We start from the raw sequence: 18130 nt of genomic DNA on the forward strand, positions 1-18130 counted from the left end.
GCGGGCAAGGGCAAGGGGCAGCCGCAGCGGGCGGTCCGGATGTCGGTGGAGCTCCCGCTGTGGCGGGCGCTGACCGGTTACCGCGTCCTGACCCTGGCCTACGTCCTGGTCCTGTTCGTGTTCTCGTACAAGAAGTACGCGCATCCCCTCGTCGCCGCCGCCTACATGACAGCGCTGACCGTGTGGATGGCCTTCACCTGGCGCCGTACGACCTCGGCGGAGCGCTGCACCCGCGCCTTCCTCATCGGCGACCTGTCCTTCGCGCTCGGCGGCATCCTGCTCACCCTGGTGGCGGACAGCCACGAGCGGATCATGGACGGCGCGGCGACCTTGCCCTCCATCTGGACGGCGGGCGCGGTGCTGGGCTTCGCCATCAAGGGCGGCTGGCGCTGGGCCGCGGTGGCCTCCGCGCTGGTCGCCGTCGTCAACCTGGTCGAACGCCAGGAGCTCGCCCGCGACACGATCCACAACGTCGTCCTGGTGTGGGTGGCGAGCGTCGCCATCGGCTACGTGGTCGAGGTGGCCCGCGCCAGTGAGCGCACCCTCGCCCGCGCCCTCCAGATCGAGGCCGCCACCCGGGAGCGGGAGCGGCTGGCCCGGGACATCCACGACAGCGTCCTGCAGGTCCTGGCGATGGTGCAGCGGCGCGGTGCCGCGATCGGCGGCGAGGCCGCCGAACTGGGCCGGATGGCGGGGGAGCAGGAGGTCGCGCTGCGCACGCTGGTCTCCAGCGGCCTGGTCCCGCGGCCCGGTACGGCCGCCCCCGGTGCCGGGGAGGACGCGGTCCGCACCCCGCAGGAGGCACTGGCCGCGCCGGTGCCGTGCGCCGAGGACGGCCCCGACGCCGGGCCCTGCGACGTACGGGCCCTGCTCGCGCCGCACGCCGGTGCGCGCGTCACGTTCTCCGAGCCGGGCGGTCCGGTCGTGCTCCCGGCGGCGGCCGCGGCGGAGCTGGCGGCCGCTGTCAGTGCCGCGTTGGACAATGTCAGGGTGCACGCGGGTGCCGAGGCACAGGCGTGGATCCTGGTGGAGGACGAGCCGGACGAGGTGGTCGTGACGGTGCGGGACGACGGTCCCGGCATCCCCGAAGGCCGCCTCGCGGACGCCGAGCGCGAGGGCCGGCTGGGGGTGGCCCTGTCGATCCGCGGCCGGCTGCGGGACCTGGGCGGCAGCGCCGACTGGATCTCGGTCCCCGGCCAGGGCACGGAAGTGGAGCTGAAAGTCCCCAAGGGCCAGGTGCCCGCGGGCCGGAAACGGGGGAGGAGCACGGCGTGAGCGAGCCGCGGAACGTGAAGGTGATGGTGGTCGACGACCACCCGATGTGGCGGGACGCGGTCGCCCGCGACCTGGCCGAGGCCGGGTACGACGTGGTGGCGACGGCCGGGGACGGTCCGCAGGCGGTGCGCCGCGCGCAGGCCGCCGCGCCCGACGTCCTCGTCCTGGACCTGAACCTGCCGGGTCTGCCCGGCGTGGAGGTCTGCCGGGAGGTGGTCGGCGCCCACCCCGCCCTGCGGGTGCTGGTGCTCTCCGCCAGCGGCGAGCACGCCGACGTGCTGGAGGCCGTCAAGTCCGGCGCGACGGGCTACCTGCTCAAGTCGGCCAGTACCGAGGAGCTGTTGGACGCGGTACGCCGTACGGCGGCCGGCGATCCGGTGTTCACACCGGGCCTGGCCGGGCTGGTGCTGGGGGAGTACCGCCGGCTGGCGACCGAGCCCGCCCCGGCCGCCGAGGACGAGCCGGGCGCGCCGCGGCTGACCGAGCGGGAGACCGAGGTGCTGCGCCTGGTCGCCAAGGGCCTGTCGTACAAACAGATCGCCGACCGGCTGGTCATCTCGCACCGCACGGTCCAGAACCATGTGCAGAACACCCTGGGCAAGCTCCAGCTGCACAACCGCGTCGAACTGGTCCGGTATGCGATAGAACGGGGCCTGGACGAGGTCTGAGGTCCCGGTCCTCGCCGTCCGGGGTCCCGGCCCGCACCGTCCGGGAATTCCGTGCGGGCACCGGCCGCTCATGCGCCATGCGCTCGTACGAGTGAACGCATCGCGTCAAGTCCCCGGCATTTCCGGGGAATTCGCTTTCCGCCCCATCCCGGGGTGACGTGCCTCACCATTAGCGTGACCGGCGTCGGCACAGCACGGCCGCGCGCGGCCACCGGCGGGTGCGCGGCCCCTCACGGGATGAAGGTGAAGAAGCGATGCGGGTCGGAGTACTGACCGGCGGCGGTGACTGCCCCGGTCTCAACGCGGTCATCCGAGGCGTGGTGCGCAAGGGCGTCCAGGAGTACGGCTACGACTTCGTCGGTTTCCGGGACGGCTGGCGCGGGCCCCTGGAAGGCGACACGGTACCGCTCGACATCCCCGCCGTACGCGGCATCCTGCCGCGCGGCGGCACGGTCCTCGGCTCCTCGCGGACCAATCCCCTCAAGCACGAGGACGGCATCCGCCGGATCAAGGACACCCTCGCCAAGGAGGAGGTCGAGGCGCTGATCACGATCGGCGGCGAGGACACCCTCGGCGTCGCGGCCCGGCTCTCCGGCGAGTACGGCGTGCCCTGCGTCGGCGTGCCCAAGACGATCGACAACGACCTGTCCGCCACCGACTACACCTTCGGCTTCGACACCGCCGTCGGCGTCGCCACCGAGGCCATCGACCGGCTGCACACCACCGCCGAGTCGCACATGCGGGTCCTGGTCGTCGAGGTCATGGGCCGGCACGCGGGCTGGATCGCGCTGCACTCCGGCCTGGCCGGCGGCGCCAACGTCATCCTCATCCCCGAGCAGCGCTTCGACGTCGACCAGGTCTGCGCCTGGATCGAGTCCCGCTTCAAGGTGCGGTACGCGCCGATCGTCGTGATCGCCGAGGGGGCCATGCCCAAGGACGGCCAGATGGTCCTCAAGGACGGTTCGACGGACTCGTTCGGGCATGTGCGGCTGTCGGGCGTGGGTGAGTGGCTGGCCAAGGAGATCGAGGACCGTACGGGCAAGGAGGCCCGCACGACGGTGCTCGGCCACACCCAGCGCGGCGGCACGCCCAGCGCCTTCGACCGCTGGCTGGCCACCCGCTTCGGGCTGCACGCGATCGACGCGGTGCGGGACGGCGATTTCGGCACGATGGTCGCCCTGCGCGGCACGGACATCGTCCGGGTGCCGCTGGCGGAGGCGACCGCGAAGATCAAGACCGTCGATCCGAAGCTGTACGCGGAGGCCGGGGTCTTCTTCGGCTGAGCCCGGCCCACGGGTGCGTACGGCGGCGTGTGGCCGGACCGGGGGCCGGCGGGTCCCGTCGCACGCCGCCGTACGCGCCGGTACGTCTCCCTCCCGGTCCGCTCGTCGCCGTACGCGTCGGACGGGCGGCCGGGACGCGCCCCGCGCCGTATATTCGGCCCTGTCACCGCAAAAGCCCTGAAACGGGCGGCGGTGACCGGACCGCATGACCGGCAACGTCGGGAGACACCGTGGAGATCATCGCGTTCGGCGTGCAGGCGGACGAGCGGCCGCTGCTGGTGCGGGCCTTCGCCGGCCGCCACCAGGTCCGCTGCCTCGACGTCTTCCTCAACCGTGACACCGCCCCCATCGCCGCCGGCCACGAGGTCGTCAGCGTCAGCGTCAACGCCGACCTGAACGCCGAGGTGATCCAGGCGCTGGCGGCCGGCGGCACGAAGATGATCGCCCAGCGTGCCACCGGCTACAACAACATCGACCTGGAGGCCGCGGCCGACCTCGGGCTGACCGTCGGCCGGGTCTCCTCCTACTCGCCGTACTCGGTCGCGGAGTTCGCCTGGGCCCTGGCCCTGGCCGTCGACCGCCGGATCGTCCGGGCCGCCAACCGCACCCGGAACTTCGACTTCCGCCTCGACGGGCTGATGGGCCGCGACCTGCACGGCCGGACCGTCGGCGTGCTCGGCACCGGCAAGATCGGCGAGGCGTTCACCCGGATCGCCCACGGCTTCGGCATGAAGCTGCTGGGCTGGGACCTCGCCGAGAACCCCCGCTGTGCCGAGCTGGGCATGACGTACGTCGGCCTGGACCGGCTGTTCGCCGAGTCGGACCTGATCAGCCTGCACGTGCCGCTGACGGAGGCGACCCGCCACCTCGTCGACGCCGCCGCGCTGGCCGCCATGAAGGACGACGCGATCCTGGTCAACTCCAGCCGCGGCGGCCTGGTCGACACCGCGGCGCTGGTGGAGACCCTCAAGGCCGGCCGGCTCGGCGGTGTCGGCCTGGACGTCTACGAGGAGGAGGCCGGGCTCTTCTTCTTCGACAAGTCCCTGGAAGTCGTCCACGACGACACCCTCGCCCGCCTGATGACCTTCGGGAACGTGCTGGTCACCTCGCACCAGGCGTACTTCACCGGGGACGCGGTCGGCCAGATCCTCGACGCCACCGTACGCAACGTCGAGGACTACCTGGCCGGCCGCACCAACGAGAACCTCCTCGTCACACCAGGACAGCGGCCAGCAGCTGCGCGGTGATCGCCGCCCCGTCCAGCGTCAGCACGGACTCCGGGTGGAACTGCACCCCCGCGAAGCCGGGACCGCGCAGCGCGTGCACCTCGCCGGAGTCCGTGTCCCGGCTCAGCTCGACCCGGTGCATGGCCAGTTCGGCCACCGCCGCCTCGTCGCAGCGGGCCGTGAAGGTGTTGTAGAAACCGACGGTCTCCGGGCGGCCGAAGAAGTCGATGCGCTCCTGCGCGCCCTGGAACGGCACCTCCTTGCGCACGATCTCCAGGCCCAGCTCCGCGGCGATCAGCTCGTGCCCGAGGCAGACGCCCAACAGCCCGTGCCGGTGCTCGCCGACCAGCCGCGCGGTCAGCGCGCGCAGCAGCCGCATCTTCGGGTCGGCGGCGTCCGACGGGTCGCCGGGGCCGGGACCGAGCACGACCGGCCCCTCGTGGGCCGCCGCGGCCTCCCGCAGCCCCGGCTCGTCGTACCGGCGCACGGTCACCGTCAGCCCCGAGGTGCGCAGCAGGTGCGCCAGCATCGCGGTGAAGGTGTCCTCCGCGTCGATCACCAGCGCGTGGCCGGACAGCGCGGCGGTCGGCGCGGTGCTCTGCATCCGCAGCCAGAAGGGCGCGAGGTCCGCGCGGCGGGCGTCGAGCGCGGCCCGCACCCGTGGGTCGTCGGCCAGCCGCGGCCGCCCGGCGGTCTCCTCCGTACGGCCGGGAGCGAGGCGCACACCGAGCGCGGTCAGCACCCCGGCGGCCTTGGCGTGCGTCTCGGCGACCTCGGCGCGCGGGTCGGAGGCCCGTACGAGGGTGGCGCCGACCGGTACCCGCAGCCCGCCGTCCGCGTCGATGTCGGCGGTACGGATCAGGATCGGCGAGTCCAGCGTCTGCGCGCCGCCCGCGTCCCGCCCGATCAGGGCCAGCGCCCCCGCGTAGTAGCCGCGCCCGCCCGCCTCGTGGCGTTCGATCACCCGGCAGGCGTTCTGCACCGGCGAGCCCACGACGGTCGCCGCGAACATCGTCTCCTTCAGCACCTTCCGCACATCGAGCGAGGAGCGGCCGCGCAGCTCGTACTCCGTGTGCGCGAGGTGCGCCATCTCCTTGAGGCGCGGTCCGACCACCACACCGCCCATGTCGCCGACGGTGCACATCATCTTCAGCTCCTCGTCCACGACCATGGACAGCTCCTCCACCTCCTTGCGGTCGCCCAGGAACTCCAGCAGGTGCTCCGTGCTCGGGCCCCCGGCCGGGTAGCGGTAGGTGCCGCTGATCGGGTTCATCACGACCGTCCCGCCGGACATCCTTACGTGCACCTCGGGGCTGGCGCCGACCAGCGTGCGCACGCCCGGCCGGTGCACGACGTACGTCCAGTACGCGCCGCGCTCACCGGCCAGCAGCCGCCGGAACAGGGCCAGCGCGTCGGCAGTGCCGAAGCCCGGGATGTCGCCCTGGAAGGTGCGCCGGATGACGAAGTTGGCGCCCTCGCCGGTGCCGATCTCGTCCCGCAGGACGCGCTCGACGATCCCGGCGTACGCGTCGTCGGAGACGTCGAAGGCGCCGTCCGTCACCCGCACCGCGTGGGCGGGAAGTTCCGCCAGCACCTCGGCCAGCGGCAGCTCGTACGCCTCGTCCGGGCGCAGCACCGCCAGGGGTGTGCCGTCGTCGCGGACGTCGAACCCGCGCTCGCGGATCTGCCGGAACGGGACGAGCGCCAGCGCGTCGGTGACCGCGGCGCCGCCGTCCGGCACACCGTCGCCGAGCGGGATGCCGTCCAGCCGCGACACCTCGGTCACCTCGCCGACCAGCACCTCGACGGTGTCGGCGGCGGGACGGCCGGGCGTACGGCGGTGCAGCAGGGCGAACGGCGGGCAGCCGGGGGACAGCAGGCGGCGCAGGACGTCGGCGGTGCCGGCGTCGGTGGTGGAGCGAGGCATGTCGGCGGTTCCTTCCGGGAGGGGAGGAACGGCCCGCACAACGCGGAAGGCCGCCCCTCGGGGCGGCCTTCGCGATGTCAGTGGTTACGCGCGATCAGTGGGCCGCCGGATGAGCGGTCCACCACCAGTTCATGTTCATGGCCGGTTGCGCGTACATGGGCGTCACCCTACCCGACCCGCTCCGGGAGCGCCGCGAGAAAGGCGGTCAGCGCGGCGTTGAAGACGTCGGGCTGTTCGAGGTTGGGCAGGTGGGCGGCGTCCTCGACGACGGCCAGGCGCGCGTCCGGGATGCGGTCGCGCAGGAACTCGGCGTCGGAGACCGGGGTGTAGGTGTCGTCGCGGCCGACGGCCACCAGGGCGGGGACGGCGAGGCGGGCCAACGTCTCGGTGTAGTCGGGGCGTTCGGCGCGGCCCCTGAGGGCGGCGGCCGCTCCCTCGGGCGGTGCGCCGAGCATCATGCGCCGTACGTGCTCCGCGACGGCGGGCCGGCCGGTGATGGTGCGCGGCGCGATCATCTTGTCGAGGACTTCTTCCGTGTAGCCGCCCATGCCCTCGCGCAGCAGCCGGTCGGCCATGGCGTTGCGGGCCCGGCGGCCCTCGGGGGTCTCGGCGTGGGCGAAGGTGTCGGCGAGGACGAGGGCGCGCAGCCGTTCCGGGAAGCGGCGGGCGCACTCCATGGCGATCTGGCCGCCCATGGACAGGCCGCCGAGGACGATCCGCTGCGTCACGCCGAGGTGGTCCAGGAGCGCGGCGAGGTCGGCGGCGAAGGTCTCCAGGCGGGTCGTGCCCGGGACGACCCGGGTGGCGCCGTAGCCGCGCAGGTCCGGTACGAGGACGCGGTGCCCGGCGGCGGCCAGGGCGGCGGCCTGCGGGGCCCACATCGTGTGGTCGAAGGGGTGCCCATGGACCAGAAGGATCGTTTCTCCGGCCGCCTCGCCGGTGTCCTCGTACGTCGTGGTGATGCCGTTGACGGCAGCAGTACGCAACACAACTCGCCCCTGTCCGTGGGTGTTCGTGGCGGCCGGCCTGTTGACGGCTCGATGCTAGGGCGCGCATCATCTCGGTGCAATGAAAACATTGCGCTCGGTGCAATAGTGGGTGCTTGCAGTGACGGCCGGGAGGGCCCGTGGAGGACTACCGGCGCATCGCCGACACCGTCGCGGCCGACATCGCCGCCGGGCGCCTGCGCCCCGGCGACCGGCTCGCCCCCCAGCGCGCCTTCGCCCGCGTCCACCGCATCGCCGACTCCACCGCCGCCCGCGTCTACCGCGAGCTGGCCCGCCGCGGGCTGACCGTCGGCGAGGTCGGCCGTGGTACGTACGTACGCGCCGCCCAGCACGCCCCGGGACCCGCCCTCGCCGAACCCGCCGACCCCGCCCGCCGCACCCGCGTCAACCTCGAACTCAACTACCCCGAGGTCCCCGGGCAGGCCGCCCTCCTGGCCCGCAGTCTGGAGCCTCTGCTGCGCCCGGACGTGCTGAGCGCCGCCCTGGCCGTCGCCCCGGCCACCGGCTCGGCTCCCGCCCGGGACGCCTTCGCCGCCCTGCTCGCCCGCGGCGACTTCCGCCCCGACCCGGCGGGCCTGCTGTTCGCGGGCAACGGCCGCCAGGCCATCGCGGGCGCGCTCGCCGCGCTGGTGCCGCCCGGCGGCCGCCTCGGCGTCGAAGCGCTCACCTATCCGCTGGTCAAGTCCGTCGCCGCCCGCCTCGGCAGCACCCTCGTACCGCTCGCCGGCGACGCGTACGGCCTGCACCCGGACGCCGTACGCGAGGCCCACCGAAGCGCTCCGCTGCACGCCGTCTACCTTCAGCCGACGCTGCACAACCCGCTCGGCGTGACCATGGCCGCCGGGCGCCGCGCCGAGCTGGCCGGGACGCTGCGCGCCCTGGACCTGTGGGCCGTCGAGGACGCCGTCTGGTCCTTCCTCCTGGACGACGGCCGGCAGGCCGGTCTTCCGCCGCTGGCCGCCCTGGCCCCCGAGCGCACCCTCCTGGTCGACAGCCTCTCCAAGCGCCTGGCGCCCGGCCTGACCACCGGCCTGGTCCTCGCGCCACCCGCGTACGCCGACCGGGTCGCCGCCGCCCTGCGTTCCGGCGGCTGGACGGCCGGCGGCTTCGCCCTGAACGCCACCGTCCGCTGGCTGCTGGACGGCGTGGTGACGACGGTCGTCGAGGCCAAGCGCCGGGACGCGGCCGCCCGGCAGGCACTGCTGCGCGAGCACCTCGACGGCTTCCGGGTGCGGGCCGATCCGGCCTCCTACTTCGCCTGGTGGGAGCTGCCCGAGGGGTGGCGCGCCGAGACCTTCCTCGCGGCCGCCGTCCGGCACGGCATCGCCGTCACCCCGGCCGCCGCGTTCGCCGTCGGCGCGGAGGGCGCGCACGGCGCCGCGCCCGCCCCCAACGCCGTCCGCGTCGCCCTCGCCGCCCCGGCCACCGACGACCTGGCGTACGCGCTGGGCACGCTGGCCGCCATCGCCCGCGGCGCCCCGGAGGACTCCGTACCGGACTGAGGCGCGCGGGCGCACCACCGGGCCGGGCGCACGCCCCCGGCGGTCCACAGGAGTGGGACCTTCGTCTCACATCCCGGTCGGCGAGATGGACCCCTGTCCGGACCCCGTAAAGTTGACGCGTGACCGTGAACGCTGAAATCCACGCCGGTGGCAACACCTGGCGAGACCTGCCCGCGGCGCAGCAGCCTGAATGGCCGGACCAAGAGGCTCTGCGCGATGTGATCGCCGAGCTGGAGTCCTATCCGCCGCTCGTCTTCGCCGGCGAGTGCGACCAGCTGCGCGAGCGCCTGGGTGCGGTCGCCCGCGGCGAGGCGTTCCTGCTGCAGGGCGGCGACTGCGCGGAAGCGTTCGACGCCGTCTCCGCCGAGCACATCCGCAACAAGCTCAAGACCCTGCTCCAGATGGGCGCGGTCCTCACGTACGCCGGGTCGGTCCCGGTCGTCAAGGTCGGCCGGATCGCGGGCCAGTACAGCAAGCCGCGCTCCAAGCCCACCGAGACCCGCGACGGGGTGACGCTGCCGACCTACCGCGGCGACTCCGTCAACGGCTTCGAGTTCACCGAGGCGGCCCGCGTCCCGGACCCGCAGCGCCTGAAGCGGATGTACCACGCCTCCGCCGCGACGCTGAACCTCGTACGGGCCTTCACCACCGGCGGCTACGCCGACCTGCGCCAGGTGCACGCCTGGAACCAGGACTTCGTGAAGTCCTCCCCGTCCGGGCAGCGGTACGAGGCGCTGGCGCGTGAGATCGACCGGGCGATGAACTTCATGAACGCCTGCGGGGTGGACCCGGAGGAGTTCAAGACGGTCGAGTTCTACGCCTCCCACGAGGCGCTCGTGCTGGACTACGAGTCCGCGCTGACCCGTACCGACTCGCGGACCGGCAACCTCTACGACGTCTCCGGCCACATGGTCTGGATCGGCGAGCGCACCCGGCAACTGGACGGCGCGCACATCGAGTTCGCCTCCCGTATCCGCAACCCGATCGGCGTCAAGCTGGGTCCGACGACGACCGCCGAGGACGCGCTCACGCTCATCGAGCGCCTCGACCCGGAGCGCGAGCCGGGCCGGCTGACCTTCATCACCCGCATGGGCGCGGACAAGATCCGCGACAAGCTGCCCGAGCTGGTCGAGAAGGTCACCGCCTCCGGCGCGCAGGTCGCCTGGATCTGCGACCCGATGCACGGCAACACCTTCGAGGCCGCCTCCGGGCACAAGACCCGGCGCTTCGACGACGTGCTGGACGAGGTCAAGGGCTTCTTCGAGGTGCACAAGAGTCTGGGTACGCACCCCGGCGGCATCCACGTCGAGCTGACCGGCGACGATGTCACCGAGTGCGTGGGCGGCGGCGACGAGATCTTCGTCGACGACCTGCACCAGCGCTACGAGACCGCCTGCGACCCGCGGCTCAACCGCAGCCAGTCGCTGGACCTGGCGTTCCTGGTGGCGGAGATGTACCGGGACCAGTGAGCCACCGGCCCGGCCGGGCCGTACGCACACACCGATGGGGCGCGGATCACAGGATCCGCGCCCCATCGGCGTTGTGAGCGGACTTTTGTCCCGGGTAAGGTAAGGGTAACCTCACTGCGGAACAGGTCGACGGAGGTGACCCGCGTGTACGTCTGCTCGTGCTTCGGCATCACGGAGCAGCAGGTCCGTGAGCACGCGGCGTCCGGTGCCTGCACCCCGCGCCAGATCGCCTCCGCCAGCAAGGCCGGCACCGACTGCGGCGGCTGCGTCCGCCGCATCCAGGCGCTGCTCGGCCGGGGCACCTGCCCCCGGCGCGAACTGATCGACCGGGGCGCCCCCGAACCACTCGGCGCCGAGCCGTCCGGCGAGGCGGCCGCGGCGCCGGCCGCCGGGACGCGCGGCCCGTACGGCATCACACCGCAGCCGGCCCCCGACGCGGCGCCCGGCGCCCTGCCGGAAGCAGCCTGAAGCCACCCCGGACACGGCGCGCCGGCGTGGCGCGCTGCCCGGAGTGCTCTCCGTGCGGCCCGGCTGAAGGAACGGTTCGCTTGAGCGGACCGTTTCAGCGGACCGCCTCAGCCCTCCGGCTGCTCGATCACCTGGGCGAGGTACAGCGGCTCACCGAGCTTCTCGATCAGGTCCAGCTGGGTGTCCAGATAGTCGATGTGGTGCTCCTCGTCGGCCAGGATGGACTCGAAGATGTTGGCCGAGGTGATGTCCCCCTTGGTCCGCATCACGTCGACGCCCCGCTTGAGGCGGTCGATGGCCTCCACCTCGATCTGCCGGTCCGCCTGGAACATCTCGGTGACGGTCTGGCCCACCCGGACGTGGAAGAGCCGCTGGTAGTTGGGCAGGCCGTCCAGGAAGAGGATGCGGTCGGTGAGGACCTCCGCATGCTTCATCTCGTCGAACGACTCGTGCCGGGTGTACTTGGCGAGCTTGTGCCAGCCGTTGTTCTCCTGCATCTTCGCGTGCAGGAAGTACTGGTTGATGGCGGTCAGCTCGGCGGTCAGCTGCTCGTTGAGGAATTCGATGACCTCGGGGTCGCCCTGCATGACAGCGGGCTCCTTCCACGCGAGTACTGGCAGGTGCCGCGCATCCTTGCACCGTCGTGAGCTGGGCGTCCAGTAAGTGCACGCTTAGTACGAGTTGCCCGAATCGCTGCCGCCCTGGTCACCGGCACGCCCGAGGGTCTGACACCATGGAGAGCATGGGTCAGCCCGAAAGCCGCGAAGCGGAGCATCCTCAGCTGCCTCCGGGGCAGCGACTGCAACGGGGATGGCCGGTCACGCACTACGGCCCGGTGCCGAAGTTCCGGCCCGAACGCTGGGAGTTCCGCGCTTTCGGCGCCACCGCGGACGGCGGCAAGCACTGCTGGACGCACGAGGAATTCTCCGCGCTGCCCCATACGACCGTCGTGGCCGACATGCACTGCGTCACGAAGTTCAGCATGCTCGGCGCCGAATGGGGCGGCGTCTCCACCCGGACGATCCTCGACCTTGCGCCGCCCGCCCCGGATGTCACCCATGTGATGGTGTGGGCCGAATACGGATTCAGTTCGAACCTCAAGCTGGCCGACTTCGCCGACGCCAAGTCCCTGTTCGCCACCCACCGCTCCGGTGAGCTGCTCACCGCCGAGCACGGCTTCCCGGTCCGCCTGATCGTCCCGCATCTGTACGCCTGGAAGGGCCCCAAGTGGGTGCGCGGCATCGAGTACATGACAGCGGACCGCCGCGGCTTCTGGGAGGAGCGCGGCTACCACAACCTGGGCGACCCGTGGCGCGAACAGCGCTACTCGTACCAGGAGGAGCCGGGGGACGGGCCGGAGCTGTAGCCGTACCGGCCCGTAAACGCTCCGGTCCGTGGCCGCTCCGGGCCGTAACCGCTCCGGTCCGCAACCGTACCGCTCAATCCGGCCCCGCGCCTCAGGCCGGGTGCCGCAGATCCTTCAGGCGGGCCACGTCCGCCGCGTGCCCCTCCTTGCCGCCCGGCGTCTCGATCACCAGCGGTACGCCCAGGGTGGCCGGATGCCGGAACAGCTCCCCGAACGGGTCCGCGCCGATGTGCCCCGCGCCGATGTTCTCGTGGCGGTCCTTGTGCGCGCCGACGACGTCCTTGGAGTCGTTGGCGTGGATCAGTTTCAGCCGCCCCTCGCCCGCGACGTCGACCAGCTCGTCCAGCAGCGCCTTCATGCCGCCGGGCGCCGCCATGTCGTGCCCGGCGGCGAAGGCGTGGCAGGTGTCCAGGCAGATGCCCAGCTTCGGGTGCCGGTCCAGCGCGTCGAAGTACGGGCCGAGGTCCTCCGCCAGCGCGCACAGCGACGCGCCCTGACCTGCCGTCGGCTCCAGCAGCAGCCACGGGTCGTCGTCGTGCGTCAGCTCCTCCAGCAGCGGACGCATCCGTTCACGTACCTGCGTCAGGGCCTCGGCACGGGGCCGCCCGCCGGTCGCCGAGCCGGTGTGCACCACCACGCCCCGCGCGCCGATCGCCCGGCCGCGCCGCAGCGAGTGGCGCAGCGAGAGCACGGACTTCTCCACGGTCTCCGCGGTGTGCGAGCCGAAGTTGATCAGGTAGGGGGCGTGCACGTACGCCGGGAGCGACTCCCGCTCGCACGCCTCCCGGAACGCCTCGTCCTGCTGCGGGTTCCCGGGCGGCGTCGCCCAGCCGCGCGGGTTGGCGACGAAGACCTGCACGGCCTCGCCGCCGATGTCACGGGCGTACGGCACGCCTACCTTGGCCAGGCCGCCGGCCACCGGGACATGGCCGCCGACCGGGTTGCGCTCACGGGCGCGCCGCTGGGAGTCCTGCCGGGCGTCCGGCTGGGAGTCCTGCGGAACGTTCTGCGGAGAGTTCTGCGGGGAAGGGGAGGTGCTCACCCGTCAAGGGTGCCAGGTGCCGGACGCCCGCCCCGGCGTGCGGGCGGGCGTCCTTGCTCACAGCGAGGCCGGTGGCCGCCGTGGCACCGGCTCCTACAGCACACTCTCCAGCCGGATGGTGATCTTGCTGCCCTTCGCCGCCTGCCCGCCGCCCGCGGCCGACTGGCTCTCGACCTTGTCCCTCGGGAACAGGAACGGCTTCTTGACCTCGACCTCGAAGCCCGCGTCGGACAGCGCCTGCCGCGCGTCGGCCTCGGTCTTGCCGGTCACGTCCGGAACGGTGACCATCTCGGGGCCCTCGGAGAGCGTGAGCGTCACGGTGTCGCCGCGGCCCAGCTTGCCGCCCGCCCCCGGCGCCTGCCGGGCGACCTTGCCCCGGTCGTGCGGGGAGTGCACCGTGCCGTCCGCGATCTTCACCTCGAAGCCCGCGCCGCGCAGTGTCGCCTCCGCGTCCGCCCGGTCGCGGCCGGTCACGTCCGGCACGTCGACCTCGGCGCCGCGGCTGACCGTGAGCGCGACGGCGGTCTCCGGGCGCCGCTTGCTGCCCGCCGCCGGGTCGGTACTGATCACCGAGCCCTTGGCGACCTCGTCGGAGAACTTCTTGTGCACCGTGCCGACGGTCAGCCCCAGGTCGCGCAGCTTGCGCTTGGCGTCGGCGACCGGCGTGCCCGCCAGGTCGGGCACCTGGACGATCTCCGGGCCCTTGGACAGGGTGATGGTGACCGTGCCCGTACCACGGATGCGCTTGCCGTTCTCCGGGTCCGTGGCCATGACGTGGCCGCGCTCCACGTTCGGGCTGAAGGCGCGTTTCACCTCCACCTCCAGGCCCTCGGCACGCAGCGTCCGCTCCGCCTTGGCCTGCGTCATGTCCAGTACGGCCGGGACGGTGGTGAACTGCCCGGAGTTGATGTACCAGACGCCCGCGCCCGCCACCAGCACGAGCAGCACGGCCGCGATCACCGAGGCTGTCCTGCGCCGGGTCCGCAGCAGCCCGGTCCATGCCCCGGACCAGGCCCCGGACCGCGGGGCGGGCGCCGCCGGGCGCAGCCGGGTGGTCGGCTCGGCCGCCGACACCGGGTCCGGTGGCGGGGTCTCCAGCCTGCTGGTGTGGTTCAGCGGCTCCTCCAGGGGCAGCGGCGGCTGTTCGGGGACCCGCGGCAGCACGCTCGTACGGTCCTCGGAGCCCGCCGCCGCGCCGCCCGCCGGGGCCTCGTTGGCCTGCGGCGGCACCGCGTCCAGCTGTGCGTCGGTCAGCTCGGCCCGTACCGCGCGGGTCTGCGCGAGCAGCGTCACCGCGTCCTGCGGGCGCAGCTCGGGGCGGCGCGCGGTGGCCGCGGCGACCAGGTCGTCGAGCTGCGGCGCCAGCTCGGGCGCGTACCTGGAAGGGGCCGGCACGTCCTCGTGAAGATGCTGGTAGAGCACCTGGGCGGCGCTGCCGCCGGTGTGCGGCTTGCCGCCGGTCAGCATTTCGAACAGCACGACACCGCACGCGTAGACGTCCGCGGCCGGACCGGCCGTACCGTCCGTACTGTCTTCGATGCGCTCGGGCGCCAGGTAGGAGACGGTGCCCAGGACCGAGCCGGTCGAGGCGGTGCTGTGCGTGCCGACGGTCCGTACGAGGCCGAAGTCGGCGACCTTGACCCGGCCGTCGTCGCCGATCAGGACGTTCTCCGGCTTCATGTCGCGGTGCACCAGCCCGGCCCGGTGGGCGGCGCCCAGCGCGGCCAGGACCGGCTCCACGATGTCCAGCGCCGCCCGGGGCTGGAGGGCGCCGCGCTCGCGCAGGACGTCGCGCAGCGTGCACCCGGCGACGTACTCCATGGCCAGGTACACGTACGTGCCGTCGGTGCCCTGGTCGTAGACGCCCACCACGTTGGGGTGGTCGAGCCGGGCGGCGGACTTGGCCTCGCGGATGAAGCGGTCGACGAACGCGGCGTCGGCCGCCAGCGACGGGTGCATCACCTTCAGGGCGAGCACCCGGTCCAGCCGGGTGTCCATGGCCCGGTAGACCGTGGCCATGCCGCCGGCGGCGACGCGCGCCTGCACCTGGTACCGGCCGTCGAGCAGCTGCCCGACCAGCGGGTCCTGAAGGGTCGTATCCACGGCAGACGAGTCTACGAGCCGCCGCGGCGGTGCCGGACGCCCTGCCCGGGAACCGCGGGCCATTGCATCCGAACAGTGACAGGGCGGGCCGGCGGCCGGGCCGGGATGTGTGGGATGCCCGTTTCGCGGGGTGGGTGGCGACTGATCGGGGACGCCTAATCGGGCACGCCGCCCGCCGTGCCCCGGCCGGCCGTGGCGGCTCAGAAGGCCGGGCGCTCCGGGTCCAGCGCGGCGACGCCCTCCACCGGGGAGGAGGCTTCCGCGTGGTGGCGGCGCGGGATGCGCCCGGCCCGGTACGCCAGCCGGCCGCCCTCGACCGCGTGTCGCATCGCCTCCGCCATCAGGACGGGCTCCTGCGCACGGGTCACCGCCGACGCCAGCATCACCGCGGCGCAGCCCAGCTCCATGGCCAGGGCCGCGTCGGAGGCGGTGCCGGCGCCCGCGTCCAGGATCACCGGGACCCCGGCCCGCTCGGTGATCAGCTGGAAGTTGTGCGGGTTGCGGATGCCGAGCCCGGAGCCGATGGGGGAGCCCAGCGGCATGATCGCGGCGCAGCCCACGTCCTCCAGCTTGCGGGCCAGGACCGGGTCGTCGTTGGTGTACGGCAGCACGGTGAAGCCGTCGTCCACCAGGGTCTCCGCGGCGTCCAGCAGCTCGACCGGGTCGGGCAGCAGCGTGCGCTCGTCCGCGACCACCTCCAGCTTGACCCAGTCGGTGCCCAGCGCCTCCCGGGCCAGCCGGGCAGTCAGCACCGCCTCGCCCGCGGTGAAGCAGCCCGCGGTGTTCGGCAGCACCCGGATGCCGTGCCGTTCCAGGACGGACAGCACCGAACCCTGCACGGTCGGGTCCAGCCGGCGCATGGCGACCGTCGTCAGCTCCGTGCCGGAGGCGAGCAGCGCCCGCTCCAGGACGTCGAGGCTGGGCGCCCCGCCCGTCCCCATGATCAGACGGGAGTCGAAGGTGGTGTCGGCGATGGTGAGGAGATCGTCGGCCATGACGTACGGATCAGCCTCCCTGGACTGCGGTGAGGACCTCGACGCGGTCGCCGTCGCCGAGCGCGGTGGCGGGCCACTGGCCGCGCGGCACCACGGCCTCGTTGACGGCGGCGGCCACGCCGCCCGGTGCCGTGGTCAGACCGGCGACGAGCCGGTCCAGGGTGAGCCCGCCGGGGAACTCCCGGGGCTCGCCGTTCACGGAGACGGTGATGGGCGTGGTGACGGTCATACGGGCTGCTCCTGAGGGGCGGGGGCGGTCGCGGGTCCCTGGGCGGCGCCGTGCGCGGGAGCCTGGAGGGGATCGGACGGCGGCACGGGGCCGGACGGCGGCGTGGGGCCGGATGACGGCGTGGGGCCGGACGGCGGCGTGGGGCCGGACGAGGGCGTGGGCCCGGACGAGGCCGGGAGGCCGGCCGCGCCCGGCGCGAAGCGGTCCGGGGTGAACGCCCGGGCCTCCTCCGGCAGCGGGCCGCCGGTCAGTGCCGCCGCCATCACGTCGCCCGTCACCGGCGTCAGCAGCACCCCGTTGCGGTGGTGGCCGGTCGCCACCAGCAGGCCGGGCAGCGCGGTCGGGCCGAGCAGCGGCGCGTTGTCGGGCGAGCCGGGGCGCAGGCCGGCGCGGGACTCGACCAGGGGCAGTTCGGTGATGCCGGGGACCAGTTCATGGGCGTCCCGCAGCAGTTCGTAGACCCCGCCCGCGGTGACCGTGGTGTCCCAGCCCAGCTCCTCGCTGGTGGCACCGACGACCAGCTCGCCGTTCTCGCGCGGTACGAGGTAGAGCGGGCCGCCGCGCACCACGGCCCGTACGGTGCGGGACAGAAACGGTACGCCGCCGGGCAGGCCGTCCGGCATCCGCAGTCGCAGCACCTGGCCCTTGACCGGGCGGACCGGCGGCAGCACGTCCTCGGGGACGCCCGCCAGCAGCCCGCTCCGGCTGCCCGCCGCGAGCACCACCTGCCCGGCCGTGACCCGGCTGCCGTCGCCCAGATCGGCGCCGGTGGCGCGGCCCCGTACGACGGTCAGCCGCTCGGCGGCGGCGCGGTGGAAGCCGACCCCGGCCCGCTCACAGGCGGCGAGCAGCGCGGCGGCCAGCCGGCGCGGGTCGACCTGGTGGTCCCCGTCCACGCGCAGACCCCCGCGCACGCCCGGCGCGAGCAACGGCTCCAGGCGCCGGCACTCGCGCCCCGTCAGCCACTCGGACTCCAGGCCGCTGCGGAGCTGGAGGGCGTGCAGGTCGCGCAGGTGGGCGCGGTCGTCGGCGTCCAGCGCGACGGCCAGGGTGCCGCACCGGCGGTAGCCGAGGTCCAGACCGCTCGCCTCCGTCAGCTCGGCGGCGAACTCCGGGTAGCGGCGCGCGGAGGCGAGATTGAGCCCGAGCAGCGTCTGCTCGCCGTAGTGCAGCTCGGTGACGGCGGCCAGCATCCCCGCCGCTACCTGGGCGGCGCCGCCGCCGGGGGCGGGGTCGGCGACAGCCGTCCGCAGCCCGAGCCGGGCCGCCCGCCAGGCGGTGACCAGGCCGATGACGCCGCCGCCGATGACGAGCACGTCGGGGCTCGCGCCGGAGACGGAGGCAGCCCCGGGGGGCGCCGCTTTCTGTACGGGTGGATGCATGGGCGTCCAGCCCCTCCCTTCGCCGGCATGACCCGGATCAGGTTCGTACGGTCGGAGGCCGCCTCAGCCTCCCTCTCAGCCCGGTCGCGTCCGGGCTCCCGCGTGTGCGTTCACCGGCAACCCTAGTACGGGCCGGCGACGCGCCGTAAGGGAGCGCCGGGTGCGGGGGAGCGGGTGCCGCGCCGGCG

At 73.5% G+C, this 18130-nt stretch carries 16 protein-coding genes and 1 riboswitch; of the genes, 8 read left to right on the forward strand and 8 right to left on the reverse strand.

What is annotated here, in order from left to right; translation table 11 throughout:
• Positions 1–39 precede the first annotated feature (39 nt).
• The 4 genes from macS to OEIGOIKO_RS30985 all read left to right on the forward strand — a co-directional run bounded on the left by macS (position 40) and on the right by OEIGOIKO_RS30985 (position 4473).
• The gene (gene macS, locus OEIGOIKO_RS30970) at positions 40–1275 is read left to right on the forward strand and encodes a MacS family sensor histidine kinase (RefSeq protein ID WP_125059184.1); all 1236 of its coding nucleotides are present in this window, start codon (positions 40–42) and stop codon (positions 1273–1275) included.
• 23 nt (positions 1276–1298) lie between these two features.
• Positions 1299–1943 carry a response regulator gene (locus OEIGOIKO_RS30975; RefSeq protein ID WP_241267844.1) on the forward strand — a complete coding sequence of 215 codons (645 nt, stop codon included), beginning with the start codon at positions 1299–1301 and terminating at the stop codon, positions 1941–1943.
• Positions 1944–2197: 254 nt separating this feature from the next.
• The gene (locus tag OEIGOIKO_RS30980) at positions 2198–3226 is read left to right on the forward strand and encodes a 6-phosphofructokinase (protein WP_125056805.1); all 1029 of its coding nucleotides are present in this window, start codon (positions 2198–2200) and stop codon (positions 3224–3226) included.
• Between the two features lie 230 nt (positions 3227–3456).
• Positions 3457–4473 carry a 2-hydroxyacid dehydrogenase gene (locus tag OEIGOIKO_RS30985; RefSeq protein ID WP_125056806.1) on the forward strand — a complete coding sequence of 339 codons (1017 nt, stop codon included), beginning with the start codon at positions 3457–3459 and terminating at the stop codon, positions 4471–4473.
• Here OEIGOIKO_RS30985 and OEIGOIKO_RS30990 read toward each other — a convergent pair.
• Both OEIGOIKO_RS30990 and OEIGOIKO_RS30995 read right to left on the reverse strand, forming a co-directional pair.
• Complete coding sequence (locus OEIGOIKO_RS30990; RefSeq protein ID WP_125056807.1) at positions 4439–6379, reverse strand: anthranilate synthase family protein; 1941 nt, start codon at positions 6377–6379, stop codon at positions 4439–4441. The two genes, OEIGOIKO_RS30985 and OEIGOIKO_RS30990, sit on opposite strands and share 35 nt — an antisense overlap.
• Positions 6380–6546: 167 nt before the next feature.
• Complete coding sequence (locus tag OEIGOIKO_RS30995) at positions 6547–7368, reverse strand: alpha/beta fold hydrolase (RefSeq protein ID WP_125056808.1); 822 nt, start codon at positions 7366–7368, stop codon at positions 6547–6549.
• A gap of 137 nt (positions 7369–7505) precedes the next feature.
• On the opposite strand from OEIGOIKO_RS30995, the gene OEIGOIKO_RS31000 reads away from it, so the two are divergent.
• From OEIGOIKO_RS31000 to OEIGOIKO_RS31010, 3 genes are all read left to right on the forward strand, one after another.
• Positions 7506–8888 (forward strand): aminotransferase-like domain-containing protein, encoded by a 1383-nt coding sequence (locus OEIGOIKO_RS31000; RefSeq protein ID WP_125056809.1) that lies wholly within the window; start codon positions 7506–7508, stop codon positions 8886–8888.
• A 119-nt stretch (positions 8889–9007) separates the two neighbouring features.
• A complete protein-coding gene (locus OEIGOIKO_RS31005) occupies positions 9008–10357 on the forward strand; it encodes a class II 3-deoxy-7-phosphoheptulonate synthase (RefSeq protein ID WP_031004031.1) in 1350 nt (449 codons plus the stop codon).
• A 144-nt stretch (positions 10358–10501) separates the two neighbouring features.
• Entirely contained in the window at positions 10502–10825 is a 324-nt protein-coding gene (locus OEIGOIKO_RS31010; RefSeq protein WP_125056810.1) for a (2Fe-2S)-binding protein, read from the forward strand.
• 107 nt (positions 10826–10932) lie between these two features.
• Here OEIGOIKO_RS31010 and bfr read toward each other — a convergent pair whose 3' ends face one another.
• Positions 10933–11412, reverse strand: a complete 480-nt coding sequence (gene bfr, locus OEIGOIKO_RS31015) for a bacterioferritin (protein WP_125056811.1) — start codon at positions 11410–11412, stop codon at positions 10933–10935.
• Positions 11413–11567: 155 nt separating this feature from the next.
• Here bfr and OEIGOIKO_RS31020 point away from each other — a divergent pair, with 155 nt between their 5' ends.
• On the forward strand, positions 11568–12191 hold the full coding sequence (locus OEIGOIKO_RS31020; RefSeq protein WP_371858985.1) for a sulfite oxidase-like oxidoreductase: 624 nt from the start codon (positions 11568–11570) through the stop codon (positions 12189–12191).
• 91 nt (positions 12192–12282) lie between these two features.
• Here OEIGOIKO_RS31020 and OEIGOIKO_RS31025 read toward each other — a convergent pair whose 3' ends face one another.
• From OEIGOIKO_RS31025 to thiO, 5 genes are all read right to left on the reverse strand, one after another.
• Positions 12283–13233: a deoxyribonuclease IV gene (locus OEIGOIKO_RS31025; protein ID WP_281288406.1), complete on the reverse strand. Its 951-nt coding sequence runs from the start codon at positions 13231–13233 to the stop codon at positions 12283–12285.
• Between the two features lie 93 nt (positions 13234–13326).
• Positions 13327–15336 carry a Stk1 family PASTA domain-containing Ser/Thr kinase gene (gene pknB, locus OEIGOIKO_RS31030; RefSeq protein WP_246177644.1) on the reverse strand — a complete coding sequence of 670 codons (2010 nt, stop codon included), beginning with the start codon at positions 15334–15336 and terminating at the stop codon, positions 13327–13329.
• Positions 15337–15536: 200 nt separating this feature from the next.
• Complete coding sequence (locus OEIGOIKO_RS31035; RefSeq protein WP_125056814.1) at positions 15537–16331, reverse strand: thiazole synthase; 795 nt, start codon at positions 16329–16331, stop codon at positions 15537–15539.
• 10 nt (positions 16332–16341) lie between these two features.
• Positions 16342–16560, reverse strand: a complete 219-nt coding sequence (gene thiS, locus OEIGOIKO_RS31040; protein ID WP_030020888.1) for a sulfur carrier protein ThiS — start codon at positions 16558–16560, stop codon at positions 16342–16344.
• On the reverse strand, positions 16557–17942 hold the full coding sequence (gene thiO / locus OEIGOIKO_RS31045) for a glycine oxidase ThiO (protein ID WP_148112437.1): 1386 nt from the start codon (positions 17940–17942) through the stop codon (positions 16557–16559). The genes thiS and thiO overlap by 4 nt, the downstream gene beginning before the upstream one ends.
• A riboswitch (TPP riboswitch) is annotated at positions 17940–18055 on the reverse strand. (Overlaps the previous gene by 3 nt.)
• Positions 18056–18130 lie beyond the last annotated feature (75 nt).

It is taken from the genome of Streptomyces paromomycinus, assembly GCF_003865155.1.
Lineage (GTDB): Bacteria > Actinomycetota > Actinomycetes > Streptomycetales > Streptomycetaceae > Streptomyces > Streptomyces chrestomyceticus.